Source organism: Streptomyces sp. NBC_00829, assembly GCF_045161795.1.
Classification (GTDB): Bacteria; Actinomycetota; Actinomycetes; order Streptomycetales; family Streptomycetaceae; genus Streptomyces.
This window is the reverse complement of sequence record NZ_CP108867.1, coordinates 5,133,760-5,153,999: the sequence shown is the minus strand read 5'-3', so window position 1 is coordinate 5,153,999 and position 20,240 is coordinate 5,133,760. Positions and strand designations below refer to the sequence as shown.

Genomic DNA, 20,240 nt, shown 5'->3' with positions numbered 1-20,240 from the left:
GCCCGAATGCGTTACACCAAATGGGCGGGACCGTGGGTCATATCCGCTCGACGAGATCCGCGATCGAGTCGACGACGTTGGTCGGGCGGAACGGATAGCGCTCTATGTCCGCCTTGCTCGTCAACCCTGTGAGCACCAGGAACGTTTCCATACCAGCCTCAAGCCCTGCCAGGACATCGGTATCCATGCGGTCACCGATCATGGCGGAGGTCTCCGAGTGCGCTCCGATGGCGTTCAGTCCAGTGCGCATCATCAGAGGGTTCGGCTTGCCAACGAAGTAAGGGGCCTTGCCGGTGGCCTTGGTGATCAGCGCGGCGACCGCCCCCGTGGCGGGCAACGCCCCCTCGGCGGACGGTCCGGTCTCGTCGGGGTTGGTGGCGATGAAGCGGGCCCCGTTGTTGATCAGGCGGACGGCCTTGGTCATCGCCTCGAATGAGTACGTCCGCGTTTCGCCGAGGATCACAAAATCAGGGTCGTGGTCGGTGAGGACGTAGCCGATGTCGTGCAGCGCGGTGGTCAGACCCGCCTCGCCGATGACGTAGGCGGTGCCGCCGGGGTGCTGGTTGTCCAAGAACTTCGCGGTCGCCAGGGCCGAGGTCCAGAGGCTCTCGACCGGCACGTCCAGGCCCATGCGGGCGAGCCGGGCGTGCAGGTCGCGCGCGGTGTAGATGGAGTTGTTGGTGAGGACCAGGAAAGGCTTCCCGGTCTCCTTGAGCTTCTTGATGAAGGCGTCCGCACCCGGGATCGGCACACCTTCGTGGATCAGGACACCGTCCATGTCGGTGAGCCAGGATTCGATCGGCTTGCGCTCTGCCATGCGGGCGGACTCCTGCCGTACAAGAAACACGCTGTACTGGGGACGCCGCCACAACACTGTGGCGGCGCCCCCAGCCTAAGGGCGCGGTGACCTCGACCCCGCAGATCCCCCACCGCCGGATGCCGGAGGCGGGCGGTGCACAGGGGATCTCCCGATTCTCCGGATGGATGTCGGTCCGTACCCGTTATGGTTCCGTGATGCCACGGCGGGGGACGGAAGGCAGTCGGGGTCAGCTGCCGGTCGCGGACTTCCACGCGTCGACGTACGACGGAAGGTTCTTGTCGACGTCCTTCCAGTCCGGCTCGAACAGCTCGACGCCGTCCATGATCTTCACAAGGGCGATGGCGTTGGCGTCGGTGGCCTTGACGTCGCCGCGCGCCGAGAAGCCGCCGCCGATCTCACTGACCTGCTTCTGCGCCTTCTCACCGAGCATGAAGTCGAGCAGCTTCTTGCCGTTCTCGGTGTGGGGGCCCTTGGCGAGGAGACCCGCGGCGTACGGCAGCGCGAAGCTGGTGGGCCTGCCGCCGGCCTTGGCGGGGAACCAGATGCCGAGGTTCGGCATCGACTTGGACTGGGCGAAGTTCATCTGCACATCGCCGTTGGCGACGAGGATCTCACCCTTGTCGACCTTGGGCGCGAGCTTGGAGGTGGAGGAGGACGGGCCGACGTTGTTGGACTGGAGCTTCTTCAGATACTCCATCGCCGGCTCCTTGCCGCCGAAGTCGTGCATCGCCTTGATGACGACCGCGGTACCGTCGCCCGCGACGCCGGGCGTGGAGTACTGGAGCTTGTCCTTGTACTTCCCCTCCAGGAGCTGCTCCCAGGTGGTGGGCGCGCTCTTCAGCTCCTGCTTGTTGTAGATGAACCCGAAGTAGTTGTTGACGACCGAGATCCACTTGCCGTCGGACGACTTGTCGCCGCCGTCGACCTGCTCGGCGCCCTTGGGGACGTACGACTGGAGCAGTCCCTTGGAGTCGGCCTGCTGGATGAAGGGCGGGAGGGTGACAAGGACATCGGCCTGGGTGTTGGCCTTCTCGCGGACGGCGCGCTGCACCATCTCGCCGGAGCCGCCCTCCACGTACTTGACCTTGATGCCGGTCTCCTTCTCGAAGTCCTTGAAGACCCGGTCGTACCAGCCGTCGCCCTTCTCGCCCTTGAGGCCGTCGGCGCTGTAGACGGTGACGACCTTCTCATCGGCGGCAGCGTCCCCGCCGCAGGCGGTGAGGGAGGCGGCGAGGGCGAGGCTTCCGACGACGACGGCGATCGGCTTGAGGATTCTGTGCATGGCGTTGTGCTCTCCTAGCGGTACGAGGCATTGGTGCGGATACGGGATACGGCGAGCAGCACGAGCAGCGTCGTGCCCATCAGGACGACCGCGACGGCCGATCCTGTGAACAGTGAGCCGCGGTCGGTGGCGGTGAAGATCTGCACCGGGAGCGGCATCCAGTCGGGCGGATAGAGCATCATCGTGGCGCTCAACTCGCCCATGGACAGGGCGAAGCAGAGCCCCGCGGCCGCGTTCAGGGACGGCAGCAGCAGCAGGATCCTCACCCGGAACAGGACGTACGAGGGGCGGGCGCCGAGGCTGGCCGCCGCCTGCTCGTACATCGGGTCGAGACGCACGATGGCCGCCGCGACCGACTGGAAGGCGAACGCCGTGACAAGGACGGTGTGCGCCAGGATCACGATCCAGCGTGTTCCGTTGAGCAGCATCGGCGGCTTGGAGAAGGCGACGAGGATCGCCAGGCCGACGACGACGGAAGGGACGGCGACGGGCAGCATGAACAGCGCGTCGAGCGCGCGCCGCCCGCGCTTGTTGAGCGCTGCGGCCGACAGGGCGGCCCAACTGCCGACGGCGAGGGCCAGCAGGCTGGCCGTCACGGCGGTGACCAGGCTGGTGGTGAGCGCCTGGAGGGACTCGCCGCGTACGGCAGCGCTGTAGTGACCGGTCGTCGGTCCGGAGGGGAAGGCGCCGGACCAGTGCGTCGAGAACGACGCGGTGACGATGACGAGCAGCGGCAGCGCGAACAGCGGCAGGAAGAGGACGAGGAAGAGCGCCCAGAGCGCCCATTTTCCCTTGCGGCTATGCACCAACACGGCGGCTGACCATTCGGTAGAGGCTGTAAAGGCCCACGGAGATGGCGATATTGACGACGGCCACGACGCAGGCGGCCGGGTAGTCGGACTCAAGGATCGCCTTGCCGTAGACGAGCATGGGGAGGGTGGTGACGCCCTTGGCCCCGGTGAACAGCACGATGCCGAACTCGTTGAGGCACATGACGAGCACGAGACTCCCGCCGGCGGCGAGCGCGGGCAGCGCCTCGGGCAGGATCACCCTCCGCACGATCCGCCCGGGCCGCGCGCCGAGCGAGGAAGCGACCTCCAGCTGAGCGGTGTCGAGCTGTGAGAAGGCGGCGAGCAGCGGGCGCATCACAAAGGGCGTGAAGTAGGTGACCTCGGCGAGCAGGACGCCCCAGGGCGTGGTGAGGAAGTGGAACGGCCCTTCGGCGGCCCCGGTGACGTCCGTCCACACGCCGTTGGCCATCCCGACCGTGCCGTAGACGAAGAGCAGCGCGAGCGTGATGAGGAAGGAGGGAAAGGAGAGGAAGACGTCGATGAACTTGGCGACGGCCTTGGCGCCGGGGAAGGGGACGAAGGCGATGACCAGGGCGAGGGTGAACCCGAGGACGAGGCACCCGGCGGTGGAGCCGAGGGCCAGCCAGACGGTGGTGGTGAGGGCGTCGCGGAAGGACCCGGAGGCGAAGACGGAGGAGTAGGCGCCGGGGGCGAGGGACTCCTGGACCACGAGGGCGAGGGGATAGAGGAAGACGAGGGCGAGGACGGCCACGGGGGGAAGGATCCAGACCCACGCAGGCACGGCCCGTCGGGGCCTCGCGGGCGCGTCGGGCGGGGCGGTGTGCGGTGGGGGCGGGGGATGCCCGTCGGCTCGGGACAGCCGGGGCCGGGGCGCGGGAAGTCTGTCTCCCTGGGACGGCTGGGGCGCGAGGTGCGGGTACTGACTTGTGGGCCCGTCGGCCGCGGAGCCGTGCGGGTGGTGCGGGCCTGGCCTCTGTGGACCGGGCGCGGCCCCGGACCAGGTTCGGGGCGGGCCTTGGCCGCGCGCCGGACGCAGCGGTGCGCCCGGGGTCGCACGCCCGCCGGTCCCGGGAAGGGCAGCCGCGGCGGAGGGCGGCTTCGGGTCAGACATCCGGTGTCACCCCCGCCTCCAGCAGCACCGCGTCCTCCGGTGCGAAGTGCACCGTGACCTCCGCGCCCAGGGCCGGGGTCTCCCGCAGTTCGCGGACGTCGGCCTTCACCCGGTGGCCGCCGATGTCCACAGAGAGCCGGTGTGTCGAGCCGCGCCACTGGACCTCCGCGATCGTGCCGCGCAGGGCGTTCGGGCCGTCCCCGAGGCCGACCAGGTGCGGGCGGACGCACAGCGTCGCCGTGGCCCCCGGTGCCACCTCCGCGGTGGGGACCCGGAGTTCGGCCCCGTCGAGGCAGACCGTCCCTGCTCCCACCGTCACCGGCAGCAGATTCGCGTTGCCGACGAACGACGCCGTGAACTGCGTACGCGGCCGGCGGTACAGCTCCTGCGGCGTTCCGCAATCCCGCAGCCGCGCCCGGTCCATCACGGCGATACGGTCCGCGAGCGTCAGCGCCTCGACCTGGTCGTGGGTGACGTACAGGATGGAAACCTCGGGCAACTCGCGGTGGAGCCTGGCGAGTTCGGTGAGCATCCCGGACCGGAGCTGCGCGTCGAGCGCGGACAGCGGCTCGTCGAGCAGCAGCACGTTGGGCCGGATGGCCAGCGCCCGCGCGATGGCGACGCGCTGCTGCTGCCCGCCGGACAGCTCACGCGGATGCCGGTCCGCGTACGCCGCCATCCCCGTCATCTCCAGCGCCTCGGCGACCCGCGCGGGTATGTCGCGCTTCGGTGCCTTCTGCGCCCTGAGCCCGAAGGCCACGTTCTCGGAGACCTTCATGTGCGGGAAGAGCGCGTACTGCTGGACCACCATCCCGATGCCCCGCCGGTACGGCGGCAGCCCGGTGACATCGCTGCCGCCGATGAACACCCGCCCGGACACCGGCCGCACAAAGCCCGCAACCGCCCGCAGCGCGGTCGTCTTGCCGGAGCCGGACGGGCCGAGCAGCGCCATGACCTCGCCGGGTTCGACGGTGAGGTCGAGCGAGTCGAGCACCACGTTCTTCCCGTACGCGACCGACACCCCCTCGAAGCGGATGCCGCTCGTCATCGGTGCCCCGCCGCGAGAAGGCCCGGCAACTCCACGACGGAGCCCAGCACATGGGTCGCTCCGTGCGTCTCCAGCTGATGCTTGTCATGCGCGCCGGTCAGGACGCCCGCCACGACGCCGGCACCCGAGCGCACCCCGCTGAGCATGTCGTACGAGGTGTCGCCCGCGACCGCGATGTGCCGTACGTCGTCCACCGCCCCGGTGCGCAGGAAGGCGGCAAGGACCATGTCCGGGCAGGGACGGCCCCGGCCTCCGGCGTCGGCCGGGCAGAGCGTGAGGGAGACCAGGTCCTGCCAGCCCAGCGCGGCAAGGATCGCGTCCTGGGTGACGCGGGCGAAGCCGGTGGTCAGCACGACCGTACGGCCCTGGGAGACCAGCTCCCCGATGGCCTCCTCCGCGCCGGGGAGGGCGGCGATCCGCCCGCTGTCGACCAGCTCTCCGTACGCCGCCTCGAAGGCGGCGTTCGCCTGCCGGGCACGCGCTTCGTCACCTCCGAAGAGATGGCGGAAGACGGAGATCTTCGACTCCCCCATCGTGGCGCAAACGTAGTCGATCATCGTCGTGGGGTCCTCGCCGAGCCGCTCGGCCGCGGCGGTGAAGGCCTGCTCGACCAGGCCTCCGTCGGCGACGGTGGTACCCGCCATGTCCAGCACGACGAGCTTCTGTCCGGCCGTGTGACCGGTGCTCCGCTCGCCGGAGGTCGTCTGCTCGCCCGTGCGATGGGTCGTCTGCTCGCTCGCCCGATGGGTCATCTGCTCGGTCATCCCTCTCACCAGCCCAGTTCGTTCGCGGTCGTCTCGGCAATGGCGGGCGAGCACGTCATCCCGCGCCCGCCCGGCCCGGTCACCAGCCACACGCCGTCGCGCACCTGCTCCCGGTGCACGACGCGGCTGGTGTCGGCGCACTGTGCGTAAACCCCGGCCCAGCGGCGGCGGATCCGCGGCAGCGGCCTTCCGATGAAGGACTCGACGACCTCCGTGAGGTGCTCGTACGGGTCCTCGAGCGTGTCGAAGGCGAAGGGGTGCTCGTACTCGTGGGTGTCGCCGATCGTCAGTCCGCCGTCGTGGCGCTGCACCATCAGCAGCTGCATCTTGTGCGCGGCGGCGGTCGGCGCCTGGGCCTGCCCGGCGTTGAGGGTGTCCAGGGCCTCACTCGCATACGCCGGGTAGTAGCGGAAGCTGTCGGCGTCGGCGACCGACGTGGTGAGCGCTTCACCGAGCGGGTCGGTCTGCATCATCTGCAGCCGGACGCGGCGCACGGGCAGGTCGGGGGCGAGCTCGCGGACGAGACCGGACAGCGCCGCGCCCGGGCAGAGGACGACGGCGTCACCGATGTGCGTATCGCCGTGGTCGTCGCGGACGGCACCCCGGCCCAGCACCTCGCGGACCTCGCGCCCACCGAGGTAGGTGTACCGGCCGGAGGCGAGCAGGGCCTCCTTCAGGGCCAGCTGCGCGGGCCGCGGTTCGACGGCGGCGTCGCGCTCGCACCACAGCGCTGCGGTGAACGTGCCGCGGAGCGCGGGGTTGATGACCCGCGCCTCGGAGGCGGTCACCAGCTTGTAGCCACGGGCGGCCGCGTCGGGACGCGCGACGGCGGCCTCGGCCACGGCGAGCTCCAGCTCGTTGCGTACGGGAGTGAGCGAGCCGATGGCCCGGAAGCCGAGCCCGGGCACGCGTGCGCCGATGGCCTCCCACAACTCACGTGCGCGCAGGGCGGTTTCGAGCTCAGCGCCGCTCGCACGTCCACTGACCCATATCTGGCCGAAATTGCGCAGACTCGCGCCCCGCGCCTCGCTCTCGCGCTCGATCTGAACGACCTCGTGGCCGCGTTCCACTGCGTGCCAGGCGTGCATGGTTCCCACCACGCCTGCTCCTACGACGATGACTCTCACGACGGCAACGCTCCTGGGAGTTGGTGTCCCGCTCGGGGCCGGTCGGCAACGGGACGGTGAACGGGCCATCACACTTGGCCCAGACCCGTTACCTTCTCGTGATCGAAGGGGGGTGTCCAGAGGGCCCTGCGCATGGCGTCCACCGGGCTGGTTCCCGGGACCCGGCTTGCCGTTCCTGGGAACCGGCCCGGCGGTCGAAGGAGTCGGCCCGCCGCTGCGAGTGCCGTCCGCCGCTGGCGGAGCCCAGCCGACACGTGGCGGAGTCAGCGGGCGCTCGCGGAGCCCAGCCGGCACGAGCCGGAGTCAGCGGGCACGAGCCGGAGTCAGCGGGCGCCGGCGGAGCTCAGCCGCCGTTCCCGAGATGCGTCGTGAAGCTGAAGCGGTCGCCGCGGTAGAGCGTGCGGACCCGCTCCAGGGGCCGGCCCGAGGTGTCCCGCGAGAGCCGGTGGAGCAGCAGCATCGGCAGGGCGGGGGGCGTACCGACGAGCAGGGCCTCGCGCGGCGTCGCGAGCACCGTCTCGATCCGCTCGTCCGCGTCCCCGAAGGAGATCCCGAGCCGCTCGCGCAGATAGGCGTAGAAGGACGAGTCGGGATCGAAGTCGGCGTCCAGGTGCGGCACGCGGGCCACCGTGACGTACGTGCTCTCCAGGCCGACGCGTTCGTCGTCCGCGAGCAGCACGCGCTCCATGTGCCATACGGGCTCACCGCGTTCGGCGCCGATGTCGGCCGCCAGCGCGTCGGAGCAGGGGAAGCGGTCGAGGCTGATCAGCGCACGGCCAGGCCTGCGCCCCTGGCGGCGTACACCCTCGGTGTAGCTGGCGAGCGAGAGCGGCTGCTCCAGCTTCGGGCCGGCGACGACCGTTCCGCGGCCCTGACGGCGCAGCCGCCCCTCCAGCAGGAGTTCGCGCAGCGCCTGACGCACTGTCTCGCGCGAGACCTCGAACCGTACGGCGAGATCGCGCTCGGTGGGCAGCAGTCCCCCTTCACCCAACTCCTCGATCAGCACGGAGAGATGGGCCTTGACGGCGTAGTACTTGGGGATGCGGCCGTGCTCCGGGATGCCGGAGCGGACGGGGGCGCCGGGCGCCTGGTCGTTCGGATAGTCCACCGAGTGATGCTCGCACACGTATGTGAACGGTCAGCGTCGGCCTGGACGCATCCGGCGCTGGGCCAGGACCAGGACTCCGCCGCCCAGCAGCACGACGCCGACCGCGGCGCCGAGGCGGAGCAGGGACCCCGTGCCGGTCGAGGCGAGTTCGTGGATCGTGACGGTGGCCGCGGCTCCGTCGTCGTCGAGCACGGCGAAGCGGTAGTCGTCGGACTCGCCGACCCAGTCGCCGTCGTCGCCCTTGCGCTGGACGACGGCGGCGTTGACCGTGACCTGGTTGGGCGGGGTGTCGTCGGCGAGGGCGAGCCGGACTCTGACGGTGAGGGACTTGCCCGCGGGGAGGACATAGCCGGGGAAGCCGTCGTCGAACGCGCCGACGACCTCGTCCTCGGCGGTCGTCTCCAGGGCGACGGGACGCCACGCGCCGGCGTCGCCGTCGTAGAACTCCAGGATGAGCCGGGCCGGGGTGAGACCTGGGTCGCGGCCGGTGAAGACGATCACGGGATGGATGTTGCGGCAGCTCTCGCCCGTGGTGTTGGCGAGCTCCACGGACCACTCCTCGAAGCCTCCGCCCGGGTGGTGGACGGTCGGGCCGCCGTGGATGCGGGAGCCGATCGGGAAGTCGGGGTCGGACACCTTGCCGCAGGTGGGCTGCTGGCCCCCGGGGCGCACGGGGATCGGGGCGACGGCCGGTCGCGCGATCGCACCGAGGGCGGCGGAGGCCGCGGGCTCGGAGGCGGGCGCCGCGGCCGGGGCATCGGCGTGGGCAGGGGCGTGGGCATCGGCCTGGGCACCGGCGGGGGCGTGTACATCGGCCTGGGCACCGGCATCGACCTGGGCATCGACCTGGGCATCGACCTGGGCATCGGCGGGGGCGTGGGCGGAGGAGGGCGGAGCCGCCGGGGCGTGGGCGAAGGAGGCCGTTCCGGCGGGGGCCGAGTCCGGGGCAGCCGCCGCCGTCCCGGTGAGCGCCGCCGGGGCAAGCGTGGCTGCGGTGACGCCGACGGTGAGGGCATTGCGCAGTCGCATGAGGGACCTTTGCTGCTCGGCTGCGTACGAACCCGCCGGGGGGATCGCCCGGTCGTGCACCACGTACCTGCCCCGCGCGCGTGGCTCGGCCCGCCTGTCGGCGGGCCATACGCCCGATCAGCCCTACGAATCAGCCCTATCAGCCTATTTTCGGTGCGGCCGAGGCCGCCTCGGCCCGCCCGAAGACCGGGGCGAGGACCAGTTGCGCGGCCCCTTCCGCGACGACCTGCGCGGCTCCTTCGGCGAGGGCCACGGGGATGCGGACCCGTTCGCCGACGCCGCGTACGAAGGGCTCCGGGTCCGCGGCCACGATCCGCCCGCCGAGCAGTACCCGGTCGATGTCGAGCAGTTCGACGAGGTTCGCGGCACCGACGCCGAGGACGCGTGCGGCACGGTCGAGATCCCCGGCCCCGACGGCTCCGAGACAGAGCGCCTCGATGCACCCCCGCCTGCCGCAGCCGCACGGCGGCCCGTCGAGCTGAATGACCTGATGCCCGAACTCCCCCGCGCCGGTCCTGGCCCCGCGGTAGAGGGCCCCGGCGAGCACGAGCCCCGCGCCGAGGCCCGTGCCGAGGTGCAGATAAGCGAAGGACTCCCCGGCCCCGCGGAGCGCGAGCCCGAGGGCGGCGGCATTAGTGTCCTTGTCGAGGACGACGCCCAGCCCGAGCCTCGCGGCGAGAGCGTCCCGCAGCGGAAATCCGTCCCACGCGGGGAACCCGGTGACCCGGTGGGCGACGCCGGTGCCGTGATCGAGCGGCCCGGGCATGGCGACTCCGACGCCGAGTACGCGAGCGCCTCCCCCGGTCAGCGCCTCCACCTCCGCGGCCACCTTCTCGACGACCGCCTCCGACCCCGCGCCGAGGTCGAGAGGTCCGGCGCCGACGGCCACCGGGGTGCCCGCCAGATCCAGCAGGACCGCCGTCACTTCGTCGCGGTCCAGGTGCAGCCCGACCGCGTGGCCGGCCGAGGGGACCAGGCACAGCGCCGTGCCGGGCCTGCCACCGGTGGAGGCGCGGCGGCCCGCTTCCGCCACCAGACCCTCGTCCCGGAGCCGCGCGGTGATCTTGCTGACCGCCTGCGGGGTGAGCCCGGTGCCGTCGGCCAGCTCGATCCGGCTGATGCCGCCCTCGCCCGCCGTGCGCAGCAGATCCAGTACCAGCGCCGCGTTATGGCTGCGCAGGGCAGGCAGATTCACTCCCGTAACGCCCTTGATGCTCCCGATGCCTCTGATATCCCTGATACCCCTGTTCACGGACCCTCCTGTTCACCCACCCATTGTCCCCTGCGCTTGCACTTTGGCAACACCGTTGCTTAAGTGGAAGCATGACTGGTTCCGGCACCCGCTCCCCCCTTCGCGTCGGACTCGTCGGCTACGGCCTGGCGGGTTCCGTCTTCCACGCCCCCCTCATCACCGCCACCGAGGGCCTGGCCCTGGACACGGTCGTCACCTCGAACCCGGAGCGGCAGAAGCAGGCCCGCGCGGAGTTCCCCGATGTGCGCTTCGCGGCCTCGCCGGACGAGCTGTGGGAGCGGGCGGACGAGCTCGACCTCGTCGTCATCGCCTCCCCCAACAAGACCCACGTCCCGATCGCCACGGCGGCGCTGAAGGCCGGACTCCCCGTCGTCGTGGACAAGCCCCTCGCCGGGACGGCCACCGAGGCACGCGACCTAGCCGCCCTCGCCGAGGAGCGCGGCCTGCTGCTCTCCGTCTTCCAGAACCGCCGCTGGGACAACGACTTCCTCACCCTCCAGAAGCTGATAGCGGACGGCGGGCTCGGTGACGTCCAGCGCTTCGAGTCCCGCTTCGAGCGCTGGCGGCCCCTGCTCAAGGGCGGCTGGCGCGAGTCGGGCGACCCGCAGGAGATCGGCGGGCTGCTGTACGACCTCGGGAGCCATCTCGTCGACCAGGCGCTGACCCTGTTCGGCCCTGTCGCGCGCGTGTACGCCGAGGCGGATGTGCGCCGCCCGGGCGCCGAGACCGACGACGACACCTTCATCGCGCTCACGCACACGAACGGCGTCCGCTCCCATCTGTACGTCAGCGCCACCGCCGCCCAGCTCGGCCCCCGTTTCCGCGTGCTCGGCTCGACTGCGGGGTATGTGAAGTACGGACTGGACCCGCAGGAGGCGGACCTCCGGGAGGGCCGGCGTCCGGGCGGCACCGGGAGCGGCGCCTGGGGCGTCGAACCCGAGGAGCTCTGGGGCCGACGCGGCGCGGGCGAGTCCCCGTTGACCGGCGGCGGCCTCCCGGTCGAGACGGTGCCGGGCGACTACCCGGCCTACTACGCGGCGATCGCCGAAGCCCTGCGCGACGGTACGCCCCCGCCGGTCACCGCCGACGAGGCAGCCGCGGCACTGGACGTCCTGGAGGCCGCGCGCCGCTCCGCCCACGAAGGCATCACCGTGGAGGTCGCCGTATGAACGCCTCTCCCACTCCCACCCCGGCCCCTTCCCAACCGGCCGCGCCCGCGGCACCGCTCACGGTCGACGAGATCGTCGAGCAGGAGCACCGGCTGACGCTGCGCCGCTTCAGCAACGAGGACGCCTGGGCCCTCGGCAGCATGCTGGTCGAGATGGGGCATCTGCGGCACGCGCCGGTCGCGATCGACATCCGCCGCGGGACGCAGCAGCTCTTCCACGCGTCGCTGTCGGGATCGAGCGCGGACAACGACGCGTGGATCGACCGCAAGCGCCGGGTCGTCGAACGCTACAGCGAGAGCTCGTACCTCGTCGGGGCCCGCTTCCGCGCGAAGGGCACGACGTTCGAGGACTCCTCACGCCTGGACCCGGACGAGTACGCGGCCCACGGCGGCTCGTTCCCGATCCGGGTCGAGGGCGTGGGCGTGGTCGGCACGGTCACGGTCTCGGGCCTGCCGCAGGCGGAGGACCACGCGATGGTGGTGGAGGCCCTGGACCGCTTCATCGCCACGTAACGGGCCCGCCGACCGGGCAGCGTCCTGGCCTGCGGGTGGTTCGACGGGGCGGCGGGGCGGGGCGGCGGCCGGTTGGTGGCCTCGGGGCGTCCTGGCGCGGGTCCGTCCTCAAGCGCCGGACAGGCTGAGAACGCGCCGACGCACCGCCGCCCCCGATCCAACCCCCACCCCCAGCCCCAGCCCCAGCCCCAGCCCCAGCCGAAACGCGCCTACGCGTCCTTGAACTCCTGCCGCTGCCGCCCCAGCCCCTCGATCTCCAGCTCCACCACGTCCCCCGCCCGCAGATACGGCTTCGGTTCGGGCCGCCCGAGCGCCACCCCCGCCGGCGTTCCCGTATTGATGACGTCACCGGGGTACAGCGTCATGAACTGGCTCACGTACCGCACCACCTCCGCCACCGGGAAGATCTGGTCCGCGGTCGTGCCGTTCTGCTTCTGCTCACCGTTGACCCACAGCTTCAGACCCAGCGCCTGCGGCTCCGGCACCTCGTCCGCCGTGACGAGCCACGGGCCCAGTGGGTTGAACGTCTCGCAGTTCTTGCCCTTGTCCCACGTGCCGCCGCGCTCGATCTGGAACTCGCGCTCCGAGACGTCGTGGGCGACCGCGTACCCGGCGACATAAGCCAGCGGGTCCTCGTCGTCGTCCACATAGCGGGCCGTACGTCCGATCACCACCGCGAGCTCGACCTCCCAGTCGGTCTTGCGGCTGCGGCGCGGCACCAGCACGGTGTCGTTCGGCCCGACGACCGTGTCGGCGGCCTTGAAGAAGACGACCGGCTCGGCGGGGGTGTCCGCGCCGGTCTCGGCCGCATGGTCGTGGTAGTTCAGTCCGATGCACACGACCTTGCCGATCCGGGCGACCGGCGCCCCGATGCGCAGGCCGTCGGCCTCTAGGGCAGGCAGGTCACCCGCGTCCGCCGCGGCCCGTATCCGGGCAAGGGCCGAGGCGTCCGCGAGCAGGTCCCCGTCGATGTCCGCGACAAGGCCGGACAGGTCCCGGACGGTGTTCCCGTCCTGGTCGAGCAGGGCCGGTCGCTCGGCGCCCGCCGGGCCGACGCGCAGCAGCTTCATGGTCAATCTCCCCTGGTCGAGTGTGAGCCCGGCCGATGGGTAGCGGCCATCGGGAGGATCGTAGGCTTGGCTGATCCTCCAAGACATCGGATCAATCCGCAATACCCGTTCACAACCTGGACCGTTACACGGCGGTAGCAAGCGCCCCCGCGACCGGCATGTCCCGGTAGAGGAACGACCGCTCCACCGCGGTCCAGGTGAAGCTGGTGACGACATAGAGCGCGGCTGCGAGCGGCACGACGGCGACGGTGAAAAGGGTGAAGAAGGAGAGCAGCGGCATGATCTTCGTCATCGCGCCCATCCCCGGAGCGGTTGGCCCGGGGAGCGGCGAGGTGGCCATCTGCCGCTTCGTACGGCGGAAGTTGTACGTCGCGACGGCGACGACGATCCCGAACAGCGCCAGGTAGACGAGCCCCGCCCCGCCGAGGACCCCGCCGTGCGTGAGCGCGTCGGTCCAGCGCCCGCCGAGCGGTGCGTCGAAGAGGGTGTGCGCGAGCAGGCCGTTCCGCTCGCCGCCGATCTTCCCGCTGGAGAAGAGGTGGTACATCAGGAAGAACGCGGGCAACTGGAGCAGGCTCGGCAGGCATCCGGAAAGGGGCGAAACCTTCTCCTTGGCATGCAGCTCCATCATGGCCTTCTGCAGGCGCTCGGGGTTCTTGCCGTGCTTCTTTCGCAGCTCGGCGATCTGCGGCGACAGCCGGGCCTTGGCCTTCTGACCGCGGGCGGCGGCCCGCGAGAGGGGGTGGACGGCGAGCCGTACGAGCGCGGTGAAGACGACGATCGCGGCGGCGGTGGCCGAGGCGTGGAAGAGCGGCTGGAGCAGGTCGGCAAGGTATGCGACCAGGCTGGCGAAAACGGACATGGGTGAGCCCTCCGAGGGTCTCGTCGTGCCGGAATGAGAGATGTCGGCATGACGACCCGCGAGGGGGTGGGTGAGAAGAGGTGTGCCCCTACGCGGCCGTCAGGAGGGCACGGCCGGGGGCTCGGGGCCTGGTACGCCCCTTCGCGTCAGGATCACGCTGTGGCAGGAACGCGGTGCGCTGCTCCCGGTCGCGGATCGCGGTGCGTACCCGCGTGCGCGGCACCGCGGGAGCGCAGCGCGCGCTGATCACTGCGCAGACGACGAGAGCGGAGCCGGCGGCCGCGGTGGCGGTCGCGGCGAGCGCGACCGCGGCGGTGAGGCTGCCGCCGTCGATGAGCAGGACTTCGACGAGGAGGAGCAGGAGAAGCGCGGCGGGGCGGAACGACCGCAGCGGTCGACGCTTGCCCATGCCCACTCCTCTCAGCTCGGTTTTTCACACTGCGGGAACTCTTCAGCCGTTATACACGATGGTTCCGGCGCCCGGAATCGCCCCCAAGTACACCCTTGTCTCCCACTCCCTCTTGTCTCCCACTCCCTCTTGTCTCCCACTCCCTCTTGTCTCCCACTCCCTGACCGGCTTCCCTGCCTCCTCACCCCGTCCGGGGCCGCATCGACGTCAGCTTCGCCCACACGACGAGCCGGTGGGTGGAGGTGAACTCGGGCGTGCAGGTGGTGAGGGTGAGGTAGTAGCCGGGCTCGCTGTACCCGGCGGACGGCTGCACGGTGGAGCGGGGGACGGTGGCGATCACGCCGGTGTCCCGGGGCGAGGTCTGCGCCACGCCTTTGTCCACTACGTAGAGGTAGATCGCCTCGCGCGTCTCGACCCGCACCTCGTCCCCGGCCCGTAGCCGGTTGATGTGGCGGAAGGGCTCACCGTGCGTATTGCGGTGCCCGGCGACGGCGAAGTTCCCGGCCTCGCCGGGCTGGGCGGTCCCCGGGTAGTGCCCCACGTATCCCTTGTCGAGGACGCCCTTCTTCCCGACCCCCTGGGCGACGGGCGCGACGACGCCGAGACGGGGGATGCGGAGGACGGCGTACGCCTGGTCCCAGCGGGGGGTGGTTCTCGGCCGGGCGCCTTGATCTCGACGCGGCCCCCCGGTCCCGCTCCCACCGGCGGGGACCTCACCCGCAGCCTCGTCACTCGCCCCGCCCTGCTCGGGGTGATCTCCCCCGCGTGGTTCGGCCCACTCCCGTTCCAGGGCCCGGACCTTGTGCTGGGCGCCTTCGCGGGCCTGCCGGTTGGTCCACCACAGCTGATGGACGACGAGCAGCAGCACGACGACCCCGACGGTGACGGTGGCCTCGGCGCCCGCCCACAGCGCTCGGGCGAACCTGGCCCGCCTTCGCGCGCTGGGCCCCTGCGCCACGACCGCCATTCGCTCCCGCACGCGCGCACGATAGGGGCTGTCCGCCGAAGTCTCCAGAGCCGTACGCCGCCGCTCGCACCGGCGAGCGCATCCGCTCTCCCACCGGCTCGGTGCCGGCAGTCCTACCAGCCCTCATCTCGGCTTCATCCCGCCGAACCGCCGTACAGCAGTACGGTGTCCACCATGCGCCCCGACACGCCTGCCGATCACATCGCCGAAGCCGAGCGCCTGCTGCGTACCGCGGCTCAGTACCCCGAGGATCACGAGTCACTGCTCCTCCAAGCCGCGGCCCACCTGGAACTGGCGGGCGACCGCGAACAGGCCTCGTCCCTCTACGACCGCCTCCTCGCGTCCGACCCCGAGCACGCCCTGCTGATCAAGGCGCTGCAGGCGGCCAACCTCTGGGAGTACGGCCATGAGGCCGAGGCACGCGCCCTGATCAACGGCATCCGCACGGCGGCCCCGACGGACGCGGCCCCGTGGGAGATCATCGCGGAGACTCTGGAGTCCCACGACGAGTTGGAAGCCTCCCACGACTGCTTCAGCACCGCCCTCACGCTGCTCCTCCCCGCGGGCGACGACGACGTCCCGTACCCGACCAAGTCCCTCCTGGCCGGCCGCCACCGCGTCCGCCGCCTGCTGGGCCTCCCCCACGACGAGTGGGACGGCCTCGCGGACCGGGTTCACCCGGGCGACATCTCCCTGGACGAACTCCACGACCCGAAGCGCCTGTGGGCCCTCGGCTCCGACAACCCCGCGGAACTCCAGGCCGAAATCGCCCGCCTCCGCTCCGAGTTGGGCTCCTACCGCTCGGCGCTCTCCCGCCCGTTCCCGGTGGCGGTCCTGCACTGGCCGGAGCCGGAGCTGGACGAACTGCTCGCGGCCTACCCCGAGTTGGAACGTGAATACCCGACCCACGAGGCCCACCTGACGGACCTGGAAGCCTCCCTCCGCGACCTGGCGGCCACGGGCACCGAGAACCTGGGCATCGTGACGGGCACGGTCCCGTCGTACGAGGCGTTCGCGGCCTCGGAACAGTCGTCGCCGTCGAACGCGGACCTGCTGCCGCAGTACGCGACGACCCTGGCGGCGAGGGGCAGGGCGATGGCGTGGCCGCCGTCGAGGGGGGCGGGGTGCTGGTGCGGGTCGGGGCGGGTGTACCGGGATTGCCACGGCACGGACGAGATCTGAGGCCGCTAACTGGGCGGATGCCCTCGGCATCCGCCCAGTTAGCGGCTTAACCGCTCCTCTTAGCTGACCAGCCCCGCTGTTAGCGCAGAGGCCGATCCCGCCCAACCGATCTCGGATTGCCATACTGCTGCTATGCCGTGGTCTTCCAAATATGGGGCGTAAACCCCGATGTCCTCGGTAAACAGGCCAAGCAGGTGCGGGCGCGAAAGGCCGCGCTCGCGATACAGAAAATGGCTGTACTCCAATAGCTGGCCTACGGCCCCTCGAACGGCTGAGGTGGGGTTGCCTTTGGACACCACCTTGGCTTCAACCAACCATTCGTCGCCCCGCTCGCCCCCTGCACCCTCGCGTCGCAGGACAAGGTCCTTGGGGTGCATGCCGACCGTTGTTGGCACATACCCCCGGTCGACGATGTACCGCCCGAAGGTAGCGATCAACGCCTCGTGCGAGCGCTTCTTGACCTGCTGCCTAGCAGCAATGTTCGCGATGTAGTCGTCGCTACTCTTCGGCCGAAAGCCGTCTAGCGGGTCTTTCGTACCATGGCCGCCGTCTGGATACTCCACTTCCAGCTTGCTCTGATCCTCGAACCACCAGAGCCTTTCGGCGGTTGCGGCACGTTGCAGGAGGCTGGCCGCCTGGCTCAAATCCTCGCGGAGCGCCACCTCTTCAGGCATGTTCGCGATGTCATAGCGCCGCGCCGCGATGCTGCCAGCTTCATATGCCGCAGGTCGCCAACCCGTTCCACGGAACGAAGGACGGCAGCGCCAGTCCTTCGCCAACCTCTCTGGAAGGACCCTATGGAGCAGCGCCGCTCGCTGCTCCAAGTGCGCGTTGAGGTCTCTTCTAGCCTGGAACCTCTTCTCCAGCAGAGTCATACCCTGCTGGAGCGTGAGGGTCACAGCGGTCAGTTCAGCGCTAAAGATGTAGGCCAGGTAGAGGCCCTGCTTGGGGTCGCGAGACACATCAGGATCGAAGACGCCAATCCAGGGAGTGCTACTGGCACTCCCTTGACCGCCATACCCGCTCGCAACGTAGCCAGGAGGCAGGGCCAGGCTGCGCTGCCCCACGCTTCGAAGCAGATCCTGCGCACCTACGCCCCGCGTCGTCCCGGCCGTCCGGTCGTACGTACTGGCCACTTGGAGGAGCAGGTCACGTATGTCCATGAGCAAACACTAGACACCCTCGACCCGCCCATGATCGCTTTACGACCAGAATCGGTCAGGCTTCCGGCACTCCGACACGGCTCAGTTCCGGCTGCACGTGGATGCGTCGCGCCAGTCGACGGAGAAAGCCCATTGGAGCCCAATCGGCTAGGACGAAACGAACATCACTCCAAGTTCACTTGGCGGAGCCAGCCTCATCGAGTTCCCCCTCGAAGTGTGTCTGCGCACGATCCAGCGCCTCGTCCGGATCACACCCGTGAGCCCGAAGCCAGTGAAGAAGGTCGGCAATCAGGTTGATCGCCGCCTCCTCCGCGAGGGCCGCGCTCAGGCGGCCCGACCCGAACGACCGCGGGTGGCAAGCCGCACCGTAGACCGGGTGAGACACCTCGGTATTCGTCCCCCGCGGGCCACCGTTGTGACCGCCCGGACCGGTGAGGTCCGTGAGCAACTCGCACCACACCACCTTGGAGTCCTCCCGAAGGATCACGCCCCAGCGGTCAGTAAGCGCGTCAACGAGCGTCATTCCGCGCCCCGACTCCGCCTCGCCATCCGCGCCGAGCAGCGTGGGCAAAGCCCGCGTGTCCGGGTCGTGCAGTTCGATACGTAGCCGGGTGCCGTTCATGGAAACCGCGAGCTTGACTGGCGTGCCCACCCCGACGTGTTTGATCACGTTTGAGGTCAGCTCTGTGGCGCACATCTGCGCCGACTCGACCAGGTCTGGAAGGCCCCACAACGTCAGGTGCAGCCGCAACACCCTGCGCAGGCCCGCAACCTCGCGAGGCTCCGCCTCGAAGGCCAAGCTCCAAGGCTTACGTCGTACCCGGTCACTCGCGTAGATCATTTCGGATTGCCTCCCAGTCCAGAGCTACACGGCCCGAACTGGCGCCACACAGCACGCCGCTCACCACAGACCGTAGGACCACGACCACTGTGAGTGCAATTCGCTCGGGGAAAATTACACCCATCGTGGTTGCGAGCGCTCTGCGACCAGACACAAACTGTGCGTGCATCCAAGGAGGGCATGGCGTGAGGCAAGAGCAGGCACCGCAGGGCAACCGCGCTTCCACAGTGCTCGGACGCCGCCTCGGCGGCGAGCTGTACACACTCCGTGCGGCAGCGGGGTTGACACAGACTCAGGCCGCCAAGGCGCTGAGCGCCTCCACAGGAAAAGTCGCCAAGATGGAGAGCGGATGGGTTCCTATGCGGGACCCTGACATCCGCGCCCTGTGCGAGCTGTACGGCGCCGAGGATCCGCAAGCAATGCAGCACCTGCTGAACTTGGCGGCAACGGACCGGGATCGACGTAAAGCACTCGGATGGTGGAACCAGTACCCGGAGCTCCGCTCCCTGGTCGAATACGTCGCCCTGGAGGACGTCGCAACGTCCGTCAGAACGTGGCAACTGGCCTTCGTACCAGGCCTCTTCCAGACGCCCGACTACGCGCGATCACTGGCTATCGGCAGCGCCACATGGGAGGACCCGGACGAGATCGAGCGGTTCGTGGAAGCCAAGGTCGCCCGACAATCGCGCCTCACTGGCGAGTCGCCGCTACGCATCTGGGCCATCGTCGCCGAGGGAGCGCTGCGCCAACTCGTAGGCGGGCGCGATGTCATGCGAGCCCAACTCGACCACCTCATCCGTACCGCACAGCTACCTCACGTGAAGCTGCAGGTAATGCCGTGCTTGGCCGGCGCCCATCCCGGGATGACCAGCGCGTTCAACATCGTTTCGTTCGCGGATTCCGGCGCGATGGACGTGGTCTACATGGACACGACGTCATCTACGCTGTGGCTGGAGAGCGAGAAGGATGCGGCTCACCATGGGACTCTGTTTGACCGCATCGCCCGGCTCTCGCTGGCGCAGCATGATTCACGCGCCCTCATCGAGAGCATCCGCAAGGAGTTGTGACCATGCCTGCCTTCGAATTCGTTAAGTCCAGCTACAGCAGCGGCAACGGTGAGTGCGTCGAAGTAGCGACCAACCTTGTCGGCACCGTGGCAGTGCGCGACTCGAAGGTGCTGGACGGACCCGTTGTACAGTTCGCTGCCAGCGCGTGGGGCGAGCTCGTGCGTCAGATAACCGGGCGCTGAGTGGGACGCAGCCGCCGCCAGCGGGTTTCGTATCGGTCGTGCGGGATGGCTTGCGACCACACCGCCTCGAACGCATCAGCGCACAACTTCACGGCGGCCGAGTCCTCACTGACCTCCCGCCCATGGACGAGCCGTCGCCGGAGAAGTGATTCCAGCGCACCTGCTCCCCGGCCGCCACGTTGGTGAACGCGCCCGAGTGCTCGTAGCGGATGTACTCACTCACTGGCTCTGACACGATGCGCGCTCGCCGCACCGCAACACCGCGGGTCACCGTCTCGACCATGAGGTCCAGCCATGGCCGCCACCAGGCCGGGCCCGCATCGCCCGGGCCCCCAGCCACCGCGATCTGCCCGGCGCTCGGTGGACCGCCGACCTGAACCGCGAGGTCGGTCTCGACGCCCTCTTCGCCAACCACGCTCTCCTGCGAACGGAGCGGCTCGCCATCGGGTGACGGCCAGGCGAT

Annotated in this window: 21 protein-coding genes and 1 pseudogene; 5 read left to right on the top strand and 17 right to left on the bottom strand. The window is 70.0% G+C overall.

Features of this window, described 5'->3' with window-relative positions; genetic code table 11:
• Positions 1-37: 37 nt before the first annotated feature.
• The 10 genes from OG293_RS22745 to OG293_RS22700 all read right to left on the bottom strand — a co-directional run bounded on the left by OG293_RS22745 (position 38) and on the right by OG293_RS22700 (position 10,353).
• Positions 38-817 (bottom strand): HAD-IIA family hydrolase, encoded by a 780-nt coding sequence (locus OG293_RS22745; protein ID WP_406000622.1) that lies wholly within the window; start codon positions 815-817, stop codon positions 38-40.
• A 229-nt stretch (positions 818-1,046) separates the two neighbouring features.
• A complete protein-coding gene (locus OG293_RS22740; protein WP_406000621.1) occupies positions 1,047-2,102 on the bottom strand; it encodes a 2-aminoethylphosphonate ABC transporter substrate-binding protein in 1,056 nt (351 codons plus the stop codon).
• A gap of 14 nt (positions 2,103-2,116) precedes the next feature.
• Positions 2,117-2,914 (bottom strand): ABC transporter permease, encoded by a 798-nt coding sequence (locus OG293_RS22735; RefSeq protein ID WP_406000620.1) that lies wholly within the window; start codon positions 2,912-2,914, stop codon positions 2,117-2,119.
• A complete protein-coding gene (locus OG293_RS22730) occupies positions 2,901-3,773 on the bottom strand; it encodes a 2-aminoethylphosphonate ABC transporter permease subunit (RefSeq protein WP_406003685.1) in 873 nt (290 codons plus the stop codon). The genes OG293_RS22735 and OG293_RS22730 overlap by 14 nt, the downstream gene beginning before the upstream one ends.
• 244 nt (positions 3,774-4,017) lie before the next feature.
• Complete coding sequence (locus tag OG293_RS22725) at positions 4,018-5,073, bottom strand: ABC transporter ATP-binding protein (RefSeq protein WP_406000619.1); 1,056 nt, start codon at positions 5,071-5,073, stop codon at positions 4,018-4,020.
• The gene (locus tag OG293_RS22720; RefSeq protein WP_406000618.1) at positions 5,070-5,837 is read right to left on the bottom strand and encodes a phosphonatase-like hydrolase; all 768 of its coding nucleotides are present in this window, start codon (positions 5,835-5,837) and stop codon (positions 5,070-5,072) included. Before OG293_RS22720 ends, OG293_RS22725 begins: the two co-directional genes overlap by 4 nt.
• Before the next feature lie 5 nt (positions 5,838-5,842).
• Positions 5,843-6,964, bottom strand: coding sequence for a TIGR03364 family FAD-dependent oxidoreductase (locus tag OG293_RS22715; RefSeq protein ID WP_406000617.1), 1,122 nt, complete (start codon positions 6,962-6,964; stop codon positions 5,843-5,845).
• A 343-nt stretch (positions 6,965-7,307) separates the two neighbouring features.
• On the bottom strand, positions 7,308-8,072 hold the full coding sequence (locus OG293_RS22710) for a GntR family transcriptional regulator (RefSeq protein ID WP_406003684.1): 765 nt from the start codon (positions 8,070-8,072) through the stop codon (positions 7,308-7,310).
• A 30-nt stretch (positions 8,073-8,102) separates the two neighbouring features.
• Entirely contained in the window at positions 8,103-9,101 is a 999-nt protein-coding gene (locus OG293_RS22705) for a hypothetical protein (protein ID WP_406000616.1), read from the bottom strand.
• A 139-nt stretch (positions 9,102-9,240) separates the two neighbouring features.
• Positions 9,241-10,353: an ROK family protein gene (locus OG293_RS22700; RefSeq protein WP_406000615.1), complete on the bottom strand. Its 1,113-nt coding sequence runs from the start codon at positions 10,351-10,353 to the stop codon at positions 9,241-9,243.
• Between the two features lie 71 nt (positions 10,354-10,424).
• Between OG293_RS22700 and OG293_RS22695 the strand changes: the two genes are divergently transcribed.
• Both OG293_RS22695 and OG293_RS22690 read left to right on the top strand, forming a co-directional pair.
• Complete coding sequence (locus tag OG293_RS22695) at positions 10,425-11,522, top strand: Gfo/Idh/MocA family oxidoreductase (RefSeq protein ID WP_406000614.1); 1,098 nt, start codon at positions 10,425-10,427, stop codon at positions 11,520-11,522.
• The gene (locus OG293_RS22690) at positions 11,519-12,034 is read left to right on the top strand and encodes a heme-degrading domain-containing protein (RefSeq protein ID WP_406000613.1); all 516 of its coding nucleotides are present in this window, start codon (positions 11,519-11,521) and stop codon (positions 12,032-12,034) included. The genes OG293_RS22695 and OG293_RS22690 overlap by 4 nt, the downstream gene beginning before the upstream one ends.
• Before the next feature lie 209 nt (positions 12,035-12,243).
• Here OG293_RS22690 and OG293_RS22685 read toward each other — a convergent pair whose 3' ends face one another.
• From OG293_RS22685 to OG293_RS22670, 4 genes are all read right to left on the bottom strand, one after another.
• Positions 12,244-13,104 (bottom strand): fumarylacetoacetate hydrolase family protein, encoded by an 861-nt coding sequence (locus OG293_RS22685; protein WP_406000612.1) that lies wholly within the window; start codon positions 13,102-13,104, stop codon positions 12,244-12,246.
• 124 nt (positions 13,105-13,228) lie between these two features.
• Positions 13,229-13,966, bottom strand: coding sequence for a YidC/Oxa1 family membrane protein insertase (locus OG293_RS22680; protein ID WP_406000611.1), 738 nt, complete (start codon positions 13,964-13,966; stop codon positions 13,229-13,231).
• Positions 13,967-14,054: 88 nt separating this feature from the next.
• Positions 14,055-14,375: a DUF6412 domain-containing protein gene (locus tag OG293_RS22675; RefSeq protein ID WP_406000610.1), complete on the bottom strand. Its 321-nt coding sequence runs from the start codon at positions 14,373-14,375 to the stop codon at positions 14,055-14,057.
• Positions 14,376-14,556: 181 nt separating this feature from the next.
• Positions 14,557-15,342, bottom strand: coding sequence for a class E sortase (locus OG293_RS22670; RefSeq protein WP_406003683.1), 786 nt, complete (start codon positions 15,340-15,342; stop codon positions 14,557-14,559).
• A 174-nt stretch (positions 15,343-15,516) separates the two neighbouring features.
• On the opposite strand from OG293_RS22670, the gene OG293_RS22665 reads away from it, so the two are divergent.
• Positions 15,517-16,524, top strand: coding sequence for an SEC-C metal-binding domain-containing protein (locus OG293_RS22665; protein WP_406000609.1), 1,008 nt, complete (start codon positions 15,517-15,519; stop codon positions 16,522-16,524).
• Between the two features lie 59 nt (positions 16,525-16,583).
• Here the strand turns inward: OG293_RS22665 and OG293_RS22660 are convergent, their stop codons facing one another.
• Both OG293_RS22660 and OG293_RS22655 read right to left on the bottom strand, forming a co-directional pair.
• On the bottom strand, positions 16,584-17,687 hold the full coding sequence (locus tag OG293_RS22660; RefSeq protein ID WP_406000608.1) for an MrcB family domain-containing protein: 1,104 nt from the start codon (positions 17,685-17,687) through the stop codon (positions 16,584-16,586).
• A gap of 175 nt (positions 17,688-17,862) precedes the next feature.
• Positions 17,863-18,528: an ATP-binding protein gene (locus OG293_RS22655; protein ID WP_406000607.1), complete on the bottom strand. Its 666-nt coding sequence runs from the start codon at positions 18,526-18,528 to the stop codon at positions 17,863-17,865.
• A gap of 185 nt (positions 18,529-18,713) precedes the next feature.
• Between OG293_RS22655 and OG293_RS22650 the strand changes: the two genes are divergently transcribed.
• Both OG293_RS22650 and OG293_RS22645 read left to right on the top strand, forming a co-directional pair.
• Positions 18,714-19,595, top strand: coding sequence for a helix-turn-helix domain-containing protein (locus tag OG293_RS22650; RefSeq protein ID WP_406000606.1), 882 nt, complete (start codon positions 18,714-18,716; stop codon positions 19,593-19,595).
• Positions 19,596-19,597: 2 nt separating this feature from the next.
• Positions 19,598-19,777: a DUF397 domain-containing protein gene (locus OG293_RS22645; RefSeq protein WP_406000605.1), complete on the top strand. Its 180-nt coding sequence runs from the start codon at positions 19,598-19,600 to the stop codon at positions 19,775-19,777.
• On the opposite strand, the pseudogene OG293_RS22640 reads toward OG293_RS22645, so the two are convergent.
• Positions 19,759-20,087 (bottom strand): annotated as a pseudogene (locus tag OG293_RS22640) (DUF6879 family protein); the annotation flags it as partial. The gene OG293_RS22645 and the pseudogene OG293_RS22640 overlap by 19 nt on opposite strands.
• Positions 20,088-20,240: the final 153 nt, after the last annotated feature.

What these genes read in the sequence shown, in the direction of transcription:
- OG293_RS22745 (WP_406000622.1), bottom strand. Translation starts at nt 817, where the DNA reads ATGGCAGAGCGCAAGCCGATCGAATCCTGGCTCACCGACATGGACGGT.
- OG293_RS22740 (WP_406000621.1), bottom strand. Translation starts at nt 2,102, where the DNA reads ATGCACAGAATCCTCAAGCCGATCGCCGTCGTCGTCGGAAGCCTCGCC.
- OG293_RS22725 (WP_406000619.1), bottom strand. Translation starts at nt 5,073, where the DNA reads ATGACGAGCGGCATCCGCTTCGAGGGGGTGTCGGTCGCGTACGGGAAG.
- OG293_RS22720 (WP_406000618.1), bottom strand. Translation starts at nt 5,837, where the DNA reads ATGACCGAGCAGATGACCCATCGGGCGAGCGAGCAGACGACCCATCGC.
- OG293_RS22705 (WP_406000616.1), bottom strand. Translation starts at nt 9,101, where the DNA reads ATGCGACTGCGCAATGCCCTCACCGTCGGCGTCACCGCAGCCACGCTT.
- OG293_RS22695 (WP_406000614.1), top strand. Translation starts at nt 10,425, where the DNA reads ATGACTGGTTCCGGCACCCGCTCCCCCCTTCGCGTCGGACTCGTCGGC.
- OG293_RS22690 (WP_406000613.1), top strand. Translation starts at nt 11,519, where the DNA reads ATGAACGCCTCTCCCACTCCCACCCCGGCCCCTTCCCAACCGGCCGCG.
- OG293_RS22685 (WP_406000612.1), bottom strand. Translation starts at nt 13,104, where the DNA reads ATGAAGCTGCTGCGCGTCGGCCCGGCGGGCGCCGAGCGACCGGCCCTG.
- OG293_RS22680 (WP_406000611.1), bottom strand. Translation starts at nt 13,966, where the DNA reads ATGTCCGTTTTCGCCAGCCTGGTCGCATACCTTGCCGACCTGCTCCAG.
- OG293_RS22675 (WP_406000610.1), bottom strand. Translation starts at nt 14,375, where the DNA reads ATGGGCAAGCGTCGACCGCTGCGGTCGTTCCGCCCCGCCGCGCTTCTC.
- OG293_RS22670 (WP_406003683.1), bottom strand. Translation starts at nt 15,342, where the DNA reads ATGGCGGTCGTGGCGCAGGGGCCCAGCGCGCGAAGGCGGGCCAGGTTC.
- OG293_RS22665 (WP_406000609.1), top strand. Translation starts at nt 15,517, where the DNA reads ATGCGCCCCGACACGCCTGCCGATCACATCGCCGAAGCCGAGCGCCTG.
- OG293_RS22660 (WP_406000608.1), bottom strand. Translation starts at nt 17,687, where the DNA reads ATGGACATACGTGACCTGCTCCTCCAAGTGGCCAGTACGTACGACCGG.
- OG293_RS22655 (WP_406000607.1), bottom strand. Translation starts at nt 18,528, where the DNA reads ATGATCTACGCGAGTGACCGGGTACGACGTAAGCCTTGGAGCTTGGCC.
- OG293_RS22645 (WP_406000605.1), top strand. Translation starts at nt 19,598, where the DNA reads ATGCCTGCCTTCGAATTCGTTAAGTCCAGCTACAGCAGCGGCAACGGT.